The sequence below is a fragment of the Litorisediminivivens sp. KMU-197 genome (assembly GCF_056858395.1).
The window spans coordinates 23,070-42,150 of the sequence record NZ_JBXEQG010000008.1 but is presented as its reverse complement, the minus strand read 5'-3'; the positions used below and the strand labels follow the sequence as shown (position 1 = coordinate 42,150).

At 65.4% G+C, this 19,081-nt stretch carries 14 protein-coding genes; 7 read left to right on the top strand and 7 right to left on the bottom strand.

The genetic code is table 11. The annotated features are described in order from the left end of the window. Window positions 1–217 precede the first annotated feature (217 nt). Together AC04PT_RS15880 and AC04PT_RS15875 are read left to right on the top strand one after the other, a co-directional pair. Window positions 218–3,001, top strand: coding sequence for a right-handed parallel beta-helix repeat-containing protein (locus tag AC04PT_RS15880; protein WP_482874704.1), 2,784 nt, complete (start codon window positions 218–220; stop codon window positions 2,999–3,001). Between the two features lie 187 nt (window positions 3,002–3,188). Then, a complete protein-coding gene (locus AC04PT_RS15875; protein WP_482874703.1) occupies window positions 3,189–3,932 on the top strand; it encodes a hypothetical protein in 744 nt (247 codons plus the stop codon). Between the two features lie 45 nt (window positions 3,933–3,977). On the opposite strand, the gene AC04PT_RS15870 is transcribed toward AC04PT_RS15875, so the two are convergent. After that, window positions 3,978–4,991: a glycosyltransferase family 2 protein gene (locus AC04PT_RS15870; RefSeq protein WP_482874702.1), complete on the bottom strand. Its 1,014-nt coding sequence runs from the start codon at window positions 4,989–4,991 to the stop codon at window positions 3,978–3,980. A 25-nt stretch (window positions 4,992–5,016) separates the two neighbouring features. Further along, on the bottom strand, window positions 5,017–6,402 hold the full coding sequence (locus tag AC04PT_RS15865; RefSeq protein WP_482874701.1) for a hypothetical protein: 1,386 nt from the start codon (window positions 6,400–6,402) through the stop codon (window positions 5,017–5,019). Between the two features lie 140 nt (window positions 6,403–6,542). Here AC04PT_RS15865 and AC04PT_RS15860 point away from each other — a divergent pair, with 140 nt between their 5' ends. Genes AC04PT_RS15860 through AC04PT_RS15850 form a run of 3 tightly spaced genes read left to right on the top strand, consistent with a single transcriptional unit; the run spans window position 6,543 to window position 10,133 of the window. Further along, window positions 6,543–7,754, top strand: coding sequence for a glycosyltransferase family 4 protein (locus tag AC04PT_RS15860; RefSeq protein WP_482874700.1), 1,212 nt, complete (start codon window positions 6,543–6,545; stop codon window positions 7,752–7,754). Further along, entirely contained in the window at window positions 7,754–9,055 is a 1,302-nt protein-coding gene (locus AC04PT_RS15855; RefSeq protein WP_482874699.1) for a lipopolysaccharide biosynthesis protein, read from the top strand. Before AC04PT_RS15860 ends, AC04PT_RS15855 begins: the two co-directional genes overlap by 1 nt. After that, a complete protein-coding gene (locus AC04PT_RS15850) occupies window positions 9,048–10,133 on the top strand; it encodes a sugar-transfer associated ATP-grasp domain-containing protein (protein WP_482874698.1) in 1,086 nt (361 codons plus the stop codon). The genes AC04PT_RS15855 and AC04PT_RS15850 overlap by 8 nt, the downstream gene beginning before the upstream one ends. A 37-nt stretch (window positions 10,134–10,170) precedes the next feature. Here AC04PT_RS15850 and AC04PT_RS15845 read toward each other — a convergent pair whose 3' ends face one another. Continuing rightward, on the bottom strand, window positions 10,171–11,361 hold the full coding sequence (locus AC04PT_RS15845) for a glycosyltransferase (RefSeq protein WP_482874697.1): 1,191 nt from the start codon (window positions 11,359–11,361) through the stop codon (window positions 10,171–10,173). Between the two features lie 193 nt (window positions 11,362–11,554). Between AC04PT_RS15845 and AC04PT_RS15840 the strand changes: the two genes are divergently transcribed. Then, window positions 11,555–12,862, top strand: coding sequence for a right-handed parallel beta-helix repeat-containing protein (locus tag AC04PT_RS15840; RefSeq protein WP_482874696.1), 1,308 nt, complete (start codon window positions 11,555–11,557; stop codon window positions 12,860–12,862). 23 nt (window positions 12,863–12,885) lie between these two features. Here AC04PT_RS15840 and AC04PT_RS15835 read toward each other — a convergent pair whose 3' ends face one another. Then, entirely contained in the window at window positions 12,886–14,127 is a 1,242-nt protein-coding gene (locus AC04PT_RS15835; protein ID WP_482874695.1) for a polysaccharide biosynthesis/export family protein, read from the bottom strand. A gap of 276 nt (window positions 14,128–14,403) precedes the next feature. On the opposite strand from AC04PT_RS15835, the gene AC04PT_RS15830 reads away from it, so the two are divergent. After that, on the top strand, window positions 14,404–15,375 hold the full coding sequence (locus tag AC04PT_RS15830; RefSeq protein ID WP_482874694.1) for a sulfotransferase: 972 nt from the start codon (window positions 14,404–14,406) through the stop codon (window positions 15,373–15,375). A gap of 6 nt (window positions 15,376–15,381) precedes the next feature. Here AC04PT_RS15830 and AC04PT_RS15825 read toward each other — a convergent pair whose 3' ends face one another. Genes AC04PT_RS15825 through AC04PT_RS15815 form a run of 3 tightly spaced genes read right to left on the bottom strand, consistent with a single transcriptional unit; the run spans window position 15,382 to window position 18,823 of the window. Then, complete coding sequence (locus AC04PT_RS15825) at window positions 15,382–16,695, bottom strand: lipopolysaccharide biosynthesis protein (protein WP_482874693.1); 1,314 nt, start codon at window positions 16,693–16,695, stop codon at window positions 15,382–15,384. Next, window positions 16,692–17,987 carry an O-antigen ligase family protein gene (locus tag AC04PT_RS15820; RefSeq protein ID WP_482874692.1) on the bottom strand — a complete coding sequence of 432 codons (1,296 nt, stop codon included), beginning with the start codon at window positions 17,985–17,987 and terminating at the stop codon, window positions 16,692–16,694. The genes AC04PT_RS15825 and AC04PT_RS15820 overlap by 4 nt, the downstream gene beginning before the upstream one ends. Further along, window positions 17,984–18,823: a sulfotransferase family protein gene (locus tag AC04PT_RS15815; protein WP_482874691.1), complete on the bottom strand. Its 840-nt coding sequence runs from the start codon at window positions 18,821–18,823 to the stop codon at window positions 17,984–17,986. Before AC04PT_RS15815 ends, AC04PT_RS15820 begins: the two co-directional genes overlap by 4 nt. Window positions 18,824–19,081: the final 258 nt, after the last annotated feature.

The following is a 19,081-nucleotide window of genomic DNA, read 5'->3' as shown; positions in this document are numbered from 1 at the left end:
GGCGCGGCCGAGGGGGCTTTGCCGCCGACCGGTCCGGCCGCCACATCTTTGCCATCTTCCAACCAAATCAACGCCAGAAAAATAGGGCATTTCCGCTCGCCACAGAGGCGAAATAGGCGTGGATTCGCCGCTCAAATCCACTGACTTCGCGGCAGCCTTGATATCGTTTTTGCAGGACCATACGGGATGACATAACGACACTATACGGGAATGTAAGATGTCCAGACAGCTATATGTTGCGTCCGACCCTAGCGCGCTACCCGCCGGTCAGGCGGCGGATTATACGAGCATACAGGCTGCCGTGGACGATGCGATGCCCGGCGACACCATCATCGTCGCGGATGGACAGTATGACCCGTTCACGGTCGGTGTGTCAGGCACCGCGGCAGAGCCGATCACGATCACAACGCTGTCGGGGAACGGCGGTGTCACGATCGACGGCACCGGACACGACGTCGTCGGTCTGATCAACATCACCGGGCAGAGCCATATCCACGTCGACGGCTTCAACCTGATCAATGCCCCCAACCACGGGATCTACGTCCGGGCCTATGTCGAAGGCTCCGGTCCGCAGGAGGCACCTGAGCAGGGTATCAGCATCACCAACAACGTCGTGGACACCACCGGCAGCTCGGGCATTCACGTCGCCGGACGCAGGTTGGACCTGATCACGGATCTCGACAACCCGTACTACCTGTCGGGCGTCGAGATCGTCGGTAACACGGTGACCAACACCAACACGCCCGATGGCGTGAGCGAGGCGATCACCGTCGGCGGCGGTGTCGAGAACTTCAATATCGAAGGCAACCACGTTTACGACACGGACCAGTACGGCATTGACGTCAAGGCCGGGGCCCGCAACGGCACGATCGTCAACAACGATATCCATGGCATCGAACGCTTCGGCATCTACCTTGATGCCGGCAGCCGGACGGTTTCGGAAATCGTCGTGCAGGGCAATTCGATCTCGGGGGCGGAGAACGGAATCGTCCTTGCCCGAGAGGCCAGAAAGGACCCCGACAACGCGAACCTGCTGAACATCACGGTCACCGGCAATCTTATCGAGAATATCGAGGGATATGGTGTCCTGCTCTACCGGCATATCGACGACATGGGTGGCGGGACGATCTACAACGTCGCCATCGACGGGAACACCATCCGCAGCGTCGGGCTTGACGGAATTCGGTTCGGATACGTCGGCGACTTCTCCAGCGGCCTGTCCGCAACCGGCAACATCATCAGCGACGCCAACCGGGCGATCTGGGACAACTCGGGTGCCTTGCTTTACGGGAACTCCGTCGGCAGCCTCGACATCACTGTCTTCGACCCGGCCGAGGTCGAGGCTCCGGCCGAGACCGACGATCTGGTTTCCGGAACGGCGGGCGCAGACACGCTTTGGGGTCTGGCGGGATCGGACACCTTGTACGGTTTCGACGGCGACGATGTGATCAACGCGGGAACCAACGACGATCTTGTCAGAGCCGGAGGCGGTCATGATCTGGTCATCGGTGCAACCGGCGACGACACCTTGTTCGGCGAGGCCGGAAACGACTCGCTTCGCGGCTATGCCGGCCTGGATGTCATGCAGGGCGGAATGGGCAACGATTCCCTTATCGCGGGGGACGGAGACGACGTGCTTGACGGCGGCACAGGCCATGACACGCTGAATGGTCAGGGCCACAATGACACGCTCACCGGCGCGGACGGCAACGACGTTCTGTTCGGCGGCGCCGGAAACGATTCGATCTCGGGCGGCACGGGGCTGGACCGTTTGTTCGGCGGGATCGGCGCCGACACCCTGGATGGCGGCGACGGTCTGGACATGCTGTTTGGCGGATCGGGTAACGATGTCATGTATGGCGGTCGCGGCGATGACTTCCTGATTTCCCACGACGGTGCGGACACCGTTCACGGACAGGAGGGCAACGACAATATCGAAGGCCGCGCGGGGACGGACTGGCTCACCGGTGGCAGCGGCGCGGACACGATCTGGGGCGGCGCAGGCGGCGACACGATCGATGGTGGCACGGATGACGATCTGATCGGGGGCGGGGGAGACAACGACAATCTTTCCGGCGGTGACGGGAACGATGTACTTGCCGGAAGCGACGGCGACGACGTGCTTTACGGAGGCAATGGCGACGACATCCTGCGCGGCGAAAACCACGCAGACGAACTGCATGGACAAAGCGGCGCCGACACGATCGCGGGTGGCAACGGCAATGACACCATCTACGGAGGCATTGGCGACGATTCCGCAGAAGGAGGCCTTGGCGCGGACTTCATTGATGGCGGCGACGGGCTCGACTCCCTCAGGGGGGGCGACGGACACGATGAACTGGACGGCGGCCGCGGGTCCGACACCCTGTATGGCGATGCAGGGCAGGACACCCTCAATGGGGATGACGGCAACGACAGCCTGACCGGAGGCGACGCGGCCGACGTTCTGCGGGGCGCCCTGGGCAACGATTATCTGGATGGTCAGTCCGGGAACGACCTGCTTTTCGGCGGTATAGGAGACGATACCCTGAACGGTGGCCGGGGCAGCGACACGCTTTACGGTATAGGCGGTTCCGATGTCCTGAACGGCGGTGCGGAAAACGACCTGCTGGACGGCGGGAACGGGGCGGACACGCTGCGGGGTCAGGTTGGCGATGACAGGTTCATGTTTTCCTCGGTCACCGACTCCGCTTTTGGAGCGGAGGACTTCATCGATGGCATGGAGGGGATCGGTGCCGCAGGGGGCGACGTGATCGACCTGTCCCAGATCGATGCGGACACGGGCCGCGCCGGAAACCAGACGTTCGAATTCCTGGGAGAATTGACGACCGACGCGGGGCTAGCACATGGCGCGGGCGCATTGTGGTTGGAAGATGTCAACGGACAGACCTTCGTCTATGGGTCGGTTGACGGCGACAACGCGATCGATCTTGCGATCCGCATCCAACACGGCGCGGGATTTTCGGCCAATGATTTCGGCGCGGAGGACTTTTGGCTTTAGGCAGTCCCAGCCCGGACCGGGTATCCCGTGTCGCGACCGGATTGCATCGCATGACCGATGTTCGATGCGTTGCCATTGGCCGCTCGGGTCGTCATGATCGGGATCGAAGCCCCTCATCCTTGAAAAGACCCGCTGACATGATCCTGCCGTCCCACTCGTCCGGCACCACCCCTTGGAGAGTCTCATCATGACGGCGTTCGGAGCGGCGCTTTCGGAGGCGTGGTCATCGGCAGTGGCCTATGCGACCGGGCGCACGCCCCCGACGATGTTGCGGTCGCTGCTGACGACAATGCTGGTTCTGGATGGGCTGCTGATCCTGGCGCATGTCGCGACCGGGGCCGCGCACTTGGCGGTCGAGACGCCGCTCACCGAGGCGCTCTACGATCATTTCTCGATCTTCTTCGACAACGCCATTCCGGAACATTTCAACTTCGTGAAATGGACGATGGCGGGGGTCTTCGCGCTCGCGGCCGCGTATTGGACCCGCAGCCTGGCGGCGCGCTGGCTTGTGCCGATGTTTGTCATCTTTTTGGTAGACGACGCCGGCCGTGTGCACGAGCGGGCAGGCGACTGGCTGGCCGAGACCGTCCTTGCCGAACGCTATGGCGACTTGACGAACGCGGTGGGCGAGCTGGCCGTTTTCGCCGTGCTGGGGCTGATCCAGGTTGCCTTGCTGACCGCCGCCTACCGGCGTGCCGACGCGGCCGAGCGCACGGTGCTGGCCGGCATGATAATGGCCATTGCCGGGCTTGCGGTGTTTGGCGTGCTGCTCGACGCGGTGCACGCGGTGGCCATCGCCCAGATACCTGGACTGCTGGTCAACCAGTCGATCGGACTTGTTGAGGACGGCACCGAGCTTGTCCTGATTACCGTGCTGTGCCTGTGTGCGTTCCGTCTGCTTCAGATCGGTTTCGAGCGCCAGCCCGACTGAGCGCCTTTGCCGCCGTAGGGTTGTTTCAGGCATGGGCGTCAGCTGTCAGAATTCAGTAATACGCCTTGGATCGGCCCGCCCCGCGAACATGTCGCGCAGGCCGCGGATATTGCCCTTCAGACGGCCCAACCTGTCGATGTACGGCTCGGGGACGGCTGATTTCACGCAGTTGGCCACAATATTCTTGGACGCCAGACGCAGCCCGAAGGTTGGGGTGATGGAGCCCTTCCGGTAGAGGTAATAGGGATTGACGATCTGCGAATACCCAAGGCGAACCCCCGAGGTGCGCCCCGATTTTATGCCGAGATGAACGCCACACGCGTCGGACGCGCGGACAATTCTGCCGAACGGCGCCATCCGTCGGCTGAAATCGACGTCCTCCAACCATCCGTAAAGCGGCAGGGCCTCGTCGAACAGGATGTCGTGCTTGAGCATGGGCGCGGCGCGGATGGCCATGTTGCAGCCATAGCCGTTGTAGACATCCTCGAGCGTGCTTGCTGTGGGATCGCGTGCCGCCCGCACGCGCGCCAAGGCGGCATCGAAGCCGAGACCCGGACCATGGATGCCGTCAAGAAGAACCGTGCCGGTGACCATGACCACCCCTGGTTGGCTCTGGAACACCTCCCAGACCGTTTCGAGGAAATCCGGACAAGGAACGAAATCGTCGTCCAGAAACACCACGATATCCTGTGGGCTCAGCCGCGCGCGGACGCAATTGCGTTGCTGGGTCAGGCCGCGCCCTTCGGTGATGATGTCCAGCGGCACCCCCGGGACCGAGACGCCGGCGCAATCGTCGGGGGTGATTGCGCTGATGATGACACGATCGGGCGTGCGGGTCTGGGTGCCGATGAGCGCGACTGTGCGGCGCAGGATATCCGGCCGGCCGCTTGTGGCGAAGGCAACGACCAAGGATGTGGGCGCTGCATAGGCATCTGGAGCGGACTGCCCCTGTTTCATCGCGCGGACCACCTGAATACGGGCCCCTCGGTATCCCTTTTCATGCCCCGACTGTAGGCATGACTGCCCGCCATCGCAAAGCAGGTTGAAGGCCGGGGCCATGTTCCGGGCGATGGCGGAGGGGCACTCAGCGCCGCATCCTGCGATACAGGCGCCGCAGCCGTTCGCCGACCCCGAACCGGAAAACGAGGGCGATCAGCGCCGCCCGGAACCGGTGGTAGCGCAGCCGTGTCTTGGGCAGGTCGGCCAGTGGCTCTGGCGGCGGTTCGCACAGCTGGCGCGCGGCTGCCAGTACCGGCACGAAGGCCGGATCGCCCTGCCGTTCGAGTGTGTCGGCCACCAGGCGAAGCGCCACGAAGCGACGTCCGAAAGCAAAGAAATGATGGCGCGGATCACCGAGCAGTTCGCCCTCGGGCACGGCGTGGGGGATCGTGCACCTTTCGGCAGCGGGACCGGCCTGCGAAGGCCGGTCGCCGCGATACACCATCCGGGGCGCATCGCAAATACCATAGGCTGCAAGCACCATGTCCATGTCGAAGGCGAAGTGGCCTGACGGGTCGGGCTGGGCGTCACGTGCAAGGCTCCAGACCCGGTCATCGGCACGGAGGGGAACAGCAATCAGGTGATGTAGCGAGTTCGGAACGAACAGAAGCCGCGCGAGTGCCAACGCCGCCCCGGGCGTGCGGCTTGCGCACAGGTCCGTTCCGGCGCCATCGCCGATGTCGCCTTTCGCCGCCCAGAGATCGACACGGACGCGGCCCGGCCATTGCTGGCCGTTTTCGAGTGAAGGCGGGGTGACATCCTCGGGTGCGAGTTGCAGACCAAGATTGCGGACGCCCTGCGGTGTCAGTGTGACCCACCGGCTGTAGAGCGGCCGCTGCTCAGACGTGGTACGGCGTGCGCTGGTCGTCACGGTCACGACGGCATCCGGCGAGACTTCGGCGGCGCAGAGCGCGGCGGCAAGGAGAAACGGTTCGGGCACACCGCGCGCGCGGAAGAACCTCTGGTCGAAGATCTCCGGGTCCAGATCGGTCTTGACCGCGGCCACCGGCCGGCCCAGCGCCATCGCGGCGCTGACACGATGGGCACCATTCAGCGGGCTGCCGTCGCGGGCCAGCGGAACGAGGCTGCGCGCCGGATCAAAGCCTTCCTTCCGCAGGCTCTCGGCAATGGTCCGGAAATCCGCGCGGAACCGATCCAGCCCGACCTTGCCGTCATTGCCCGGCTCGTGCGGGCGACCGAGCGAAAAGGCAAGAATATGGGCATCGTAGAGGCGCTTGGCGAACGCCTCGGTCGGGCCGCCGAGCGCGCGGAGATACGCGAGCTTGAACGCCAGATCGAAGCGGTTCCAGGTCAGCCGGGGCGTCACCATGACCCGCTGAAGCGGTCCGCCACCATCGGGCAGACGATCGACCAGAAACTGATCGACCTTGCCCTTCAGATCCGCCTTTTCGACAGGAGTCATCCCCATGCCGAAGAGGCCCGAATTCTTGCGGAGTGCGCCATGATCCATAGGACGGTATTTATTAACTGTTGTGTCAAGCGCGCGGAAGCGCACAATTGTCGCTAGAAAACGACCAACATTATTAAGTGATTTTCGTGAGCACTGAAACGCAATTGAAAACCGTTGTCATCGTTGGCGATTTTGCTGCCATGAACGGAGGCCAGGCCAAGGTCGCCATCGACAGCGCGCGCATTCTGGCGGAGGCTGGAATTGACGTGGTTTTTTTTGCCGCGAGCGGACCGATCAGCGCGACGTTGGATCACCCACGGATTTCCACCGTCTGCCTGAACCAGAACCTGATCCTGGATGACACGATCCGCAGTCGCGCGGCGGCCATGGGGCTGTGGAATCGCAGGGCGCTGCGCCGGCTGCGCGAGGTCATGGCGGACCTGTCGCCGGACACAACGGTGCTGCATTGCCACGGCTGGGCCAAGGCGCTGTCTCCGTCGATCGGGCCCGCGCTGACCAAGTCGGGCTTTGCTACTCTGTACACGATGCACGAATATTTTCTGGCCTGTCCGAACGGCGGGTTCCTGAACTACCAGACCAGCAAGATCTGCGGGCTTACGCCCCTGAGCACGGCTTGCTGCACCACGAATTGCGATATGCGCCGCTATTCCCACAAGATATGGCGCGTCATGCGCACAGTGGTGGCAAGGTCTTTCGGGCATCTTCCGGCTGGGTTGCGGGACGTGGTCTTTCTGTCCGAGACCCAGCGCCGGGTGATGGAGCCGTTCTTCAACCCGGAGACCCGGCTGCATCCATTGCCGAATCCGGTCTCGGCAGGGGGGCCTCGGGTGGATTTCCAGTCAAACGAGCGGCTCACGTTCGTGGGCCGGCTGTCGCCCGAAAAAGGCGCCACCATCTTTGCCGAGGCGTGCCGCATGACCGGCTTTCCCGCGACCTTCGTCGGCGACGGACTGGATGCGCCGAAGATCCGCAAGATCCTGCCGGACGCGGAAATCACCGGATGGCTGCCGGAGGAAGAGGTGCAGCACCATCTTTCGCGGGCCCGCGCGGTGGTCTTTCCAAGCATCTGGTACGAGTGCCAGCCGCTCGTTCCCGTCGAAGCGCAGTTGCGTGGCATTCCGGTGGTGTGCGGACGCTGGTCGGCCGCCTCCGAGACCGTCCGGCATGGCGAATCGGGCATTATCTACGACGCGCCAGACGCAGAGAGCCTTGCCCAGGCCCTGCGCGATCTTCAGACCATCGGGCCCTTTGAGACCGACGAACTAGCGCGCATGTTCTCGCCGCAGGCGCACCTGAGCGGGCTGATGGACATCTATGACGGCATGTTGCGCCGCCGCGTGGCCGCGGCCGCGGCCGCCGACGGACGTGTCAGGCCCGGGACCGCGCGCTGATGGCAACGGAAGTCTCACCGGCCCGGGGAGACCGACCATCGCGACGTCCGTCGCTGCGCCGCAACCTGGGATATTCGAGCATCGCCCGCGTCTATCAGGCGCTGGCCCAGTTCGCGGTCATCGCGCTGGTCGCCCGGCTTGGCAGTCTTGAAGAGCTTGGCACGCTGACGTTGGCCGCCGCGATCGTCGTGCCGTTGTTCTTCCTGACGTCGCTCGGGATGCGCGATGCGCACACGGTCGATGATCTGGACGGGTTTTCGAACGCGGATTACGTGGCGCTGCGCGGGCTTGGTGGCGGCGTCGCGGTGCTTCTGTCGGCGGGTCTGGCGGGGTTTGTCTATGGTCAGGAGGGGCTGAGTACGCAGGCGACCATCGTGGCCTACGCGATCCTGCGGTTCTTCTGGTCGCAGGCCGGGCTGACCCACGCGATGTTCCAGCGGGTCGAGAGACTCGACCTCGTGGCGCTGTCGATCGCGGTGCGCTGCACCTTGGGCTTCGCGATTTTCGCGCTGGTGTATTGGCAGACCGGCACGCTTGCCCTCGCCCTCTGCATCGAGGCGCTGTCGGCGCTGGCGGTGTATCTTTTCGTTGACCGGGCGCTGCTGGCGCGGGTCGGCATCCGGGTCACACGCGCCGATCTGGCGCGCGTCCGCCTGTCACGTCTGGCGCGGCTGATAATCTGGACGCTGCCGCTGGGGGTTGCGTTGTGGCTGGGCCGCGCTGTCGCCAGCGCGCCGCCCGTCGTGCTGGAGCATGAGGCGGGCCTCGCGGCGGTCGGGCTTTTCGGTGCGCTGGCCTATGTCCATACCGGGCTTTCGATGCTGGCCACCGGGGTTCACAACGCCTCGGCCGCGCGCCTGCGCCGGCACTTCCGGTCGGGCGAGCGCCGCGCGTTCTGGCGGCTGACGCGCCGGCTGCTGCTGTTCTCGGCCGGTCTGGCCGTGGTGGCGCTGGCCGTGGCGTGGTTTCTGGGCACGCCGGTGCTGACCCTGTTCTATGGGCCGGAGTATGCCGACCGCGAGTTGCTGACCATCATCGTCGGGGCCTCATCCTTCGGGCTGCTTTCGGCGCCGCTGATGACCGTGATCGCCTCGGCCCATGCCTTCCGGGTGCGGTTGGTGGTGGCGGCGGTCGCCTTTGTGGCCGCCGCGCTGGCCGCGGTACTGCTGATCCCGGCGTTCGGTTCGCCCGGTGCGGCCTGGGCGCTGATGGCGGGGCTGGCGACGCAGCTGGCCGCAGCGGTGGTGGCGTGCCGGCTTCTGTTTGCCCCGCGCGCGGCGAAGGCGCGCCACGATGGCTGACGGGCGGGCCCTGAGCGTTCGCCTGATAGCCCGGGCGCGACGCGCGGTGCATCGGCATCGCGACCGGCGCGCGGCCATGCGCGCGCTGTCTGCCTTCGAGGCCCAACTGGGCCGGTTGTCCCCTACCCTGCACCGCCGTGCGCGCGAAGATGCGATCGAGAGGCTGGGACACCCGCGCCACGCAAGGTGGCTGATGGCCTATGCCGCCGTTGCAGGCACCTATCGCGATGGCTGGCTGCCGGTGGGCTATTTCGATGCGACGGTGGCCCCTGTCGTGAACGGGGCCGCGGCGGACGTGACCGAGACGCGGGCGCTTGCCAGTCGCCTGTTGAACGATCCGACCGTGCCCGACCTTGTCTATTTCCTGAACGGCCTGATCTTCGACGCGTCCGAGCAGGTCCTGACCGCTGAAGCGGCGAGCGGTGTTCTTCGCGCGGCTGGCAAGGAGTTCGTCTTCAAGTCGGACGGGTCGCACTCCGGCATGGGCACGCGCAGTTTCTCGGCCGATGCGCTGACACCGGCGACTTTGGCCAGCCTTGGAAATGGCGTTCTTCAACCGCGGATCGCGCCCCATCCTGCCTTCGACGTGTTCGGCCTGACTGCGCTGCCGACGCTTCGGATCGGCACGGTGATCGCGCGGGACGGTGTGCCGGCGGTGCGCTGCTGCTATCTCAAGCTGGGGCGGCGCGGGGACGCGCACAACCGTGCCTCCGACCAAATCCGCGTGGCCGTGGACTGGCGGCGAAGCGCGCTGGACGATCAGGGCTTCACCTCGGGCTGGCAGCGTGTCACGGCACACCCCGACGGCGGACCGGCCTTCGCCAACGTCGCCCTGCCCGACCTTGGGGAGACACTGGCCGCAGCCCGCCGGCTGCATGCGGCCTATCCCCTCGCGCGGTTCCTGTTGTGGGACCTTGTGCTGGACGACAGGAACCAGCCGCAGCTTCTGGAGTGGGAGCGTGGCCGTGTTCATTTCGCCGAGGTGGCCCAAGGGCCCTGCTTTGCCGATCTCGGCTGGGACAGGCTGCATCTGCCGCCGGGTGAATGCCGCGCGGGCGCGGTGACCGGTCGGCGCTGACTATCCCGCTTAGACAGCGGATCGGAGTGGGCGGCGGCTAAGTGTCCGGATCGCCGGCCGCGACATAGACGGCGAGCGTCGCCTCGACCATGTCATCGACCGTGCGATGACGCGCGAGTTGGCGGGCCGCTTCACCAAACGCGGCGCGGCGCGGGGCATCCGCCGCCAGCATCGCCAGCTTCTCGGAAAAGTCGGCCGCACTGCAATCCACCGGCAGGACAAACCCGTTTTTGCCATCGATCACCGTTTCCTGCGTGCCCCCGACGGCGGTGGTTACGACCGGAACGCCGGCGTGCAGGGCTTCGAGCAGGGTGTAGGGCATGGCCTCGTAGCGGCTGCACATGCAGAAGATGTCGAGACCGGGGAACAGCGCCGGCCCGTCGCGCCATCCGAGGCACCGAACGGCCTGAGGATCGGCCGCGTCCTCGACCGCGCGGCGCAAGGGGCCGTCGCCGATGACCACGCCCCGGACCGCAGGAACCCGTGCCCTGACGCGCAAGACCGCATCGACGAAGCGCAGTGGGTCCTTCTGGTCGTCCAGCCGTCCGATGAAGCCCAGTATCACCTCGTCGGACGCGGCCAGTTCGGCGCGCGCCGCTTGCCGGGTTACGCCGTTCGGCAGCGCGGCCCCGTTCACCACCTGCGTCATGCGCCGCTTGGCGATGCCGAGGCGCAGCGCGTGGGCGTGTTCCGCCGCGCTGACGGCGATGATCCGGTCAGCGCGCGGTGCGAGAATCCGTTCGATCGCGCCGTAGATGCGCCGGGACACAGGCCCCATGGTCGGGTCCATCGTGCGAAAGGCGTGCGGTGTATAGATCCGCAGGCCGGGAATCCCGCGTGGCAACATCCTGACGAGTGCCCCCGCCTTCGAACTGTGGCCATGCAGCACGTCGAACGGACCTAGTTTTCGCAGCAGGGTCGCGAGGCCGCGCAAGCTTGTCACATCGTGGGCGGCGACGGACCGGTGCATCTGAAGCTCATGGGCCTGCGCCCCCTGAAGAGCACCGAGACGCAACCGAAAATCGTCCTGCGCGCGCACCGGCGACCAGATCACGGTGACCGCGTGGCCGCGTGCGACAAGCCCCTCGGCCAGATCCAGCACGTGCCGTCCCGACCCACCGCCCGAGGGTTCGAGGATCAGGGCGATCTTCAATGCGGCGTGAGCGCTGCCTTCGGGCCGGATGCTGCCGGGCGCGCGGCTTCGGGATGTGTCGAGAACGGGGGGCATGACTGGCGACCTGAACTCCTGACAGGGTCTGGCGGCCATGTCTGGGGCCGGTTGTATAGCTTGATACACAATCGGCGACGAGGCCAACAGGTCAAGCCACGTCCATGTACGTGACATGATCCGAAGCTGGACAGGTGCCGGCGATCTGTGCGACTGCGATAGGGGTAGGGATTGCTGGACAGGACCTGCCCAAATGCGATCAGTATCACACAGCACCGCCGCGAGGGTTCTGGCGATGGCCCTGTGCCTCGGTTCAGTCGGGTCTGCCAGCATGGCGGCAGGCGGTGCGGGATCGTGGTGTCTGGATACGCTTACGGCCCTGCGCGCCGACGAGATGGATCGCGACACGCAGGTGTCGATCCTGCTTGACCGCATGGTCCGGTCGGAACGCACATCGGACCCTGAACCGCTGCGGCGGGTCTTCGTGTCATCGACCGCCACGGCCGAGGGCGACGGCACGCGGGAGCGTCCGTTCCGCGACATCCAGCAGGCCGTGGATCAGGCCAAGCCCGGTGACCGCATCGAGGTCCTGCCGGGCCGATACGCCCCGGTGGAGATCCGCGTCTCCGGCACCGCACAGGCACCGATCGTCCTTGTCGGCAACGGCGACGGTGACGGGATGGCCGAGATCGACGGCGCAGGAAACAAGGTCCGCGGGCTCATCGCCGTGCGCGAGGCCAGCCATGTCACCGTCGCGGGCTTCAGGTTGCGGAACGCGCCGCGTGACGGTGTCTTTGTCGAGGGGACCGCCGAGGGCGAACGTGGCATCCGCGTTCTGGATAACGACATCGCGAATACCGGCAATTCCGCTGTCTACGCGGCGGGCCTGCCGATGCGCTTTCTCAGCGGGGTGGATGAATATCGGCTGTTCGACGTCCTGATCGAGGGCAATCGCATCACCCGTACCAACGAGCCTGCCGGCAGGAACGAGGCGATCTCGCTCGGGGCCGGGGTCGACGGGTTTGTCATCCGGAACAATTATATCCACGACACGCGGCAATACGGCATCGACGTCAAGGCCGGGGCGAAGAACGGCGTGGTCGAGGACAACGTCGTTTACGCCGTCGAGCGGCACGGCATCTACCTCGACACTGGGAGCCGCCGGGTGGCCAATATCGATGTCACCCGAAACGCCGTCTTCGGCGCGCGCAGCGGTATCGTGCTGGCCCGCGAATCCGACCGCGACCCTCTGCACCCGAACCTGCATGACATCACGATCACCGACAATCTGGTGGTCAACGTGGAAAAATACGGCATTCACGCCTACCGCCACCGGGACGACAGCCAAAAGGGGCTGTTTGCCGACGTCACCATTGCGCAGAACTGCCTGTGCCGTGTCCGGCGCGATGCGGTGCGGCTGGGTGGGATCGGCGACTTCGCGCAGCGGTTCACGGTGCGCGACAACCTGATCGTGAATTCGGGCGGCGCGGTCTGGAACCGCATCGGTGCGTCGGAAGAGGGCAACGAGACCCGGCAGGATCCGCGCGACTGCCCGTTGTGACAGGAAACGTCGGCAGCGAGCGCCTATTCGGAAACGAGGACGACCTCGATCACATCGCCGGGCTGTAACAGCGCGCTTGGCGCGATCTCACGGCTGACTTCTTCGCCGTCGATCCGGCGGTGCAGAAGAATGCGCACCTCGGTCGTGGTCGGGCCCTGGTCCGTCACCGCACCCAGCGCCAGTTCCTGCCTGAGGCTGGACAGGCGCGCGCGGGTCTCGGCCAGTTTCCGTTCGGCGCGGGACTGTTCTTCCAGCAGACGCGCGTCGGATACCTCGTCCAGTCCCCGTTTGGCGAGCGACAGGGATTGCAGGTCCCGCTCGGCCGCGGCCAGATCGGCCTGTGTCGTCAGCAGCCGCGACGATGCGTTGAGCGCGCCTTCCCGCGCGTTATCCAGCACGTTTGCCGTGGCCAGCCCGCGGGCAGACAGCTTCAGGACGTCCTGCAACCGCTGCTCCTCGATGTCGGAGGCGGTCTGGAATTGGCTCATGGCGGTCTGCAGGAACTCGATGCGCCTGCGGGTCAGTTCCATGCGGGCGTCGATGTCGTCGCGCTGGCGGGCAAGCTGGTCGCGGGCGTTCTGGATCCGGTTGCGCACCAGTTCGAGGTCGGCGTCCGTCAGCCGGTCGGTCAGCGTTGCCGCGAAATCCTCGGGCGGGGCATCCCCGGTTTCGGCGGTCAGAAGCGCCTCGATCCGCCAGAGATCGGCCAGCAGCCAGGCCTCGGTCTGGCGCAGTTCGGATTGCCGTGTGCGCCAGTCGGCAAGCCGATCGGAGCCGTCGAGATCGCCAAGCAGTTTCGCGCCCCCGGCCGAGCCTATGGCGGCGCGCGCGCTCATCCCCGGCGCGAAGGAGGTTTGCCCGGGGGATGCCACAAGGCCGATGACCGTCACGGGGCGATAGGTTTCCACGTCGAGGAAGACGTCGCCATCGTCGAGCACGATGAACGTGTCGACGTTGTCCCGCACCTGTCGGATACGCCGGCCGGCGGTGCCCACCGCGATGTCACGGGTCAGTTCGTCCAAGGTTTTGCCGGCGGCTTCGTGCACGCCGAGATAGGGCAAGCGGATGTTGCCGGTGGAGTCGACCGTCGCCACGTAGGTTTCGTTATCGACCCCGATGATCAGCGCGCGCACCTTGTCACCGGCGGCGAGCCTGTACGCATCCGCCGATGCCGAATGCGGGCCGAGGACCGTCAGGGCAGCCAGCGCCAATGCGACCATCGCGCCTGCGGATGCGCGACCGATGACCCGTCTCGATGATGCCATTGCCATGCTCCGATGCCCTGCGCGCTATCCGGTCGGGCCGCGACCGACCCGGGCCAGACTGCCTGTCTTTCGCGCGGTTTGTCCAGTCGCTTCGCCCGTGCAGCGGGCTTGACGGCGCGAATGGCCCCATCGTGCCCGCCTTGGCGGCGCCCGACAGGGCCGTCTCACGGCGGGGCTTGACCGGGCGCGGATCGTCCATCAGAGCTTGAGATACGTCATTCGAAATCGAAGCGCGCGGGTCTGTCAGCCGCCCGCCGTCCACCGACCGGAGCGTCAATGACCACCGCAGCGCCCATGACCTTTTCGCCGGATTTGCGCCCGACGCTGGTCTACATCCTCGGCTGGGGCCGCAGTGGAAGTTCGATCCTGGCCAATATCCTGGGCTCGCTGGACGGCGGCGCTTCGTTGGGCGAAGTGCGCTACCTTTTCGACCGCGGGGTGCTGGAGAACGGCATCTGCGGTTGCGGCGCGCCCTTCGACGCCTGTCCATGGTGGCCGGATCTGCCGTTCGGGGCATCCCGGCTTGGCGACCTTTCGGCAGAGCAGGCCAGCGCGTTGACCCGGCGCATCGGCAGCGGCGCACGGCCTGCACAGATTCCGGCGCTGCACAGCACCCGCGCCATGAAGTCTTATTTCGATCGCAACCGCCCTGACCTCGACGCGCTGATGGGGCTTTACGCCGCGGGCTTCGAAAGCGCCGGCGCAAGGGTTCTTGTCGATGCCTCGAAAAGCCCGTTCTACGCGGTGAACATGCTGTATCCCGACCGGCCGTTTGACGTGGTGTTCCTGCATCTCGTGCGCGACCCGCGTGCGGTTCTGCATTCGTGGAAGAAGGTCAAGGCGCGCGAGGACAGCGGCGGCGGCAAGCAGTTCCCGCGATATTCGTCGCTCAGGTCGCTCACCCAGTGGGCGGTTGTCAATTCGCGCTGCAACCGGTTTAGCGGGCTGGCCCCGGACGCCTATTTCCGGGTCCGTTACGAAGACTTTGCCGCAGACTGGCGCCGCGCGCTGCTTGATGGTGCGGGACGGCTGTTCGAGCAACCCGCCGACGCAGGTGGGAACGGCAGACGCGACGCGGTGGTGCAGGCCCAGCATTCGATCAGCGGCAACCCGTCGCGTTTCGAGCTGGGCGAAGTAAGGCTGCGTCCCGACACCGCGTGGCAGAACGCGGTGTCGGCGATGGACCGGCGGCTGGCCGCGATCATCTGTGGCCGGGTCGCGGGACGCTACGGCTATGCCATGGGCTGAGCCCGATCAGCCCAAGCGCGCACCGGCACCGGGCAGAAGCGACAGCACCGAGGTGTCGACCCCAAGGTGTCTGCGGCACCACACCACGGTCGTCACGGTGAAGATCGCGCGCGCCGCCAGCGCGGCCAGCGCGGCGCCGATGATCCCCAGCGTCGGCACCAACAGCGGCACCAGCGCCAGCCCGGCCGCTTCCGACAGCAGGGTCAGCCGCACCACGTCACGTTCGCCGTCGCTCATCAGCATGAGTTGGCGGGTCGGCCCGCCCAGCCCCATCAGCAGGTAGCTGCCCGCGAGGATCGTCAGCGCCCCTGCGGCGGTGACATAGGCCGGATCGAACAGCGACAACAGCGTTGGCGCCAGCAGGATGACCGCCAGGGCCGCCAGCGACAGCGGCACGGCGATCAGCAGCGCCAGCTTGCGGCCGACCGCGCGCAGGGCCCCGACATCGTTGCGGCCGTGCAGCCGGGCGAAGACGGGCGCCGCGGCGATGTTGATCGCGATGATCGGCAGATGCAGCAATTGCGAGGTCTTCTGGGCCGCGAAATAGGCACCGATCTGATCGGCCGGCAGAAAGGGCGTGGCTGCGGTGAGGTTCAAACTGGCGCCCACGGTGCCCAGCGAGGCCAGCCACATCCAGGCGGAGGCGCGCCATTGCATCGCTGCCGGGGGCGCGTCCTGCGCCGGTGTGGCGGCGAAAAGCTGGCCGTGCTGCCGGATCATCAGGGCAAGCTGCGACATCACGATCAGCATCAACATGGACGAGATCACCAGCATCGCGCTCAGCGCGTCGGCGAACAGATATGGCCATGCGGCGGCACCCAGACAGGCCAGCACCACCGCCGCACGCCACAGGACATCGCGCGGTGCGAGAGCGCGGACGATGGCGCCGAAAGCGCGGTACTGGTGCGACACCAGCCCGGCCAGCGCGAAGGGCAGGACAAGCGACGCGGCGCCCAGCAGGTAGCCCGATTGGATCGGGATCCCCAGCACCTTGGCGCCTACGGCGGTGATTACCAGCAGCAACCCGAACACTCCGGCCCCGGCAAATGTTATGGCGAAGCTGGTCATCATGCTGCGCCGCCGGATGCGCGCCGCCTGGGGCCCTTCGTCGAGCGCCGACAAGGTCTTGATGCTCAGCGTGTGCTGGCCGAAAAGCGCGGTGATCGCCCCGATGGTGCCGAGCGCGAACATCGTTGCGAAGTGTCCGTATTCCTCGGCCCCCAACACGCGGGCCAGATAGAGGAACATCAAAAAGGACAGCCCGGCACTCGTCACCTTGAGCCCCGCGGACATCACGCTTCCCAGAACCAGAGTCCTCATCCGGGAAGCTCGGCGTGCCGTCCAGCGGGTCTGGCTGCGGGCGAGGTGCGCGGGGTTTGGGCGCTCCGACCGCCAAGCGATGCCGGGAACAATTGATTGGAGGTATAGCTCCCGAAAGCCATTCCGCAGATGATGTAGAGGTGACGCCAGTGGCCCGCGCCGACCACCTGGATCAGCACCGAAAGCCCGAGCAGGACCGACAGGATCAGCGCGTATTTCACCCACCCCGGCCGCCGCGCGAACACCTTCGTCATGCAGCGCGCCATGGCCGCCACATAGATCAGCGCCAGCCCCAGAGAGGCGAGGATGCCATTGTGCATCGCGAAGGCGACAAAGGTGTTATGTGGCAGATAGCCGAACTTGTAACGCGCCTGATAGGGTCCGATGCCGAAGGGATGTTCCACGATCAGCTGCGCCGCGTCGGCAACGAAGGCGAAACGGGATTGATCGTAGCTTTGCAGCGTCAGGCGCTGAGCGAAGAACGTGTCTGACAGACGGGCGGTGATCTGATCGAGGAACAGCAACACGACCACCAGCGCACCAATGATCAACCCGACAAGGCCCATGAACGTCTGGCGCGAGGTCTCGCGCTGGATCAGCAGCGCCGCGGTGAACGCGGTCAGCGAGATTACGAAATGGACCCACGCGCCGCGCGAATACGTCGAGATCAGCGACAGAACCAGAAAGCCGATCGCGACGAGCGCCAGCTTTCGCCAGCGCGGCGATTCAAGCACCGTCCAGAGCATCACAAGCAGGCAGGGCACCAGATAGGGGCCGAAGACGTTCGGATCCTTGAAGGTCGCCTTGACGCGCAGCTGGTATCTTCCGTCGCCGCGATAGACCGCCTCTGGATCCGGAAACAGGCCCATCAGCGCAGCCACCGTCACGAAGGACGCGATGATGCCGCCGAAGGTGAAGGCCAACAGGATGGTCAGGAACGCCCGGTCACCGCGGACCATCGTGAAATAGGCGGTCATGACGAACAGGCCGATCATGTAGAATTCGATCAGCACGGCGCGCGTCGCCAAGGCCGGAACGTAGACCACGTAGATCAGGGACAGCATCGAAAAGAAGAGGTAGAGCAGGATCCCGGTCACGGCGGTTCCGCTCAGAAACGGTGTGCGCACCGGCCGGGACAGGGCGAAGGCGAAAACCGCGACCATGAAGACCATGTCCGTTGGCGCGGGTTCGAACGCGACGAAGAAGCCAAGCGCCATCGCCGCCACGTATATCCGCCAACTGAGCTCGCCGAAGACATCGGCTTCCGGGCGCGATGCTGCCAGTGTCGTCATGGCTTGCGGCGCCAGTGCGAGAGATCGCACGACAGCAGTGTTTCGAGCCGCGAGATCTCGGCTTCATGCCGTTGCGCAAGGAAAGCCCAGGCTTCCGGAGAGTCCCGCAGATGCGGCACCTTTTCCGGGCTGAACAGCACCTTGTCGACGACCGAGTTGTCCTTCAGCCGGCCCAGCATCGGGCTGAACCCGGCGGCCCGCATGGCGATTGCTCCGCGTTTCAGCAGACCGTTCAGATGGCGAAACCGCGCCGCGCGGGCAATATTGCGGGCGCTGCTGTCTTCGGGCGTGATGACACGACGCGCGACCCCCATGAAATCATGCAGGGAATCCGCCGCCGCCTGCGGATCGGCCCGGATGTCATCGAACCAGAGGATATGGGTGTTTTGTTTCCCGAACAGCCGCCAAGCCCGCTCTATGGCGTCGGAATAGGCGCTGCATTTGGACAGCAGGCGGTGGGCGCTGTCGATTTCGGTTTCCAGCGGCCCATAGGCCTGCCCCGTGCGCAAAAGGTGCTGATAGGCCGACCAGTCGCGTTCGATCGGGTTGCGCAGTGAAAAGAAGATGCGTGCATCGGGGACCAGTTCCGCCATGCGCTCCGCAGCCTCGGGCACGAACATGTAATCGGTGGTAAGATCACACCGCGCGACGAAGTTTGGCGTGGCGTTGGCATAAACCTGTTCGTACCAATCGACGCCCCGGTCGTAGAAGTCGGTGAAGAAGTGGACATATTTCCCTTCGGGCACGAAAACGTCCGGATGCGCGTCGAGCAGGGCGTAGATCCAAGACGACCCCGCCTTTGGCGGCCCTCCATAAATGTAGTTCGGAAGTGTCATCGTTTGGTGTGTCCGTCGAAGGCTTCCAGACCACGTATCGCCGGTCCGACAGCATTTTCCTATTTACCTTACATATAAGCAAGAGCTAGCCCCGGTCCCGTCATCCCGGCGGTCCGATCCGGCCCGCTTGGTGCAAACCGTTGCAGCAATACCGCGTTTCTTGGGTTATTGACCCCGTTTCGAGGCGCTTCGGCGCGCGGACGCCGTACCTTCACCCTTTTCTCGAAAGCGAAAGACCCGTAGCCTCATGCTGCCGGT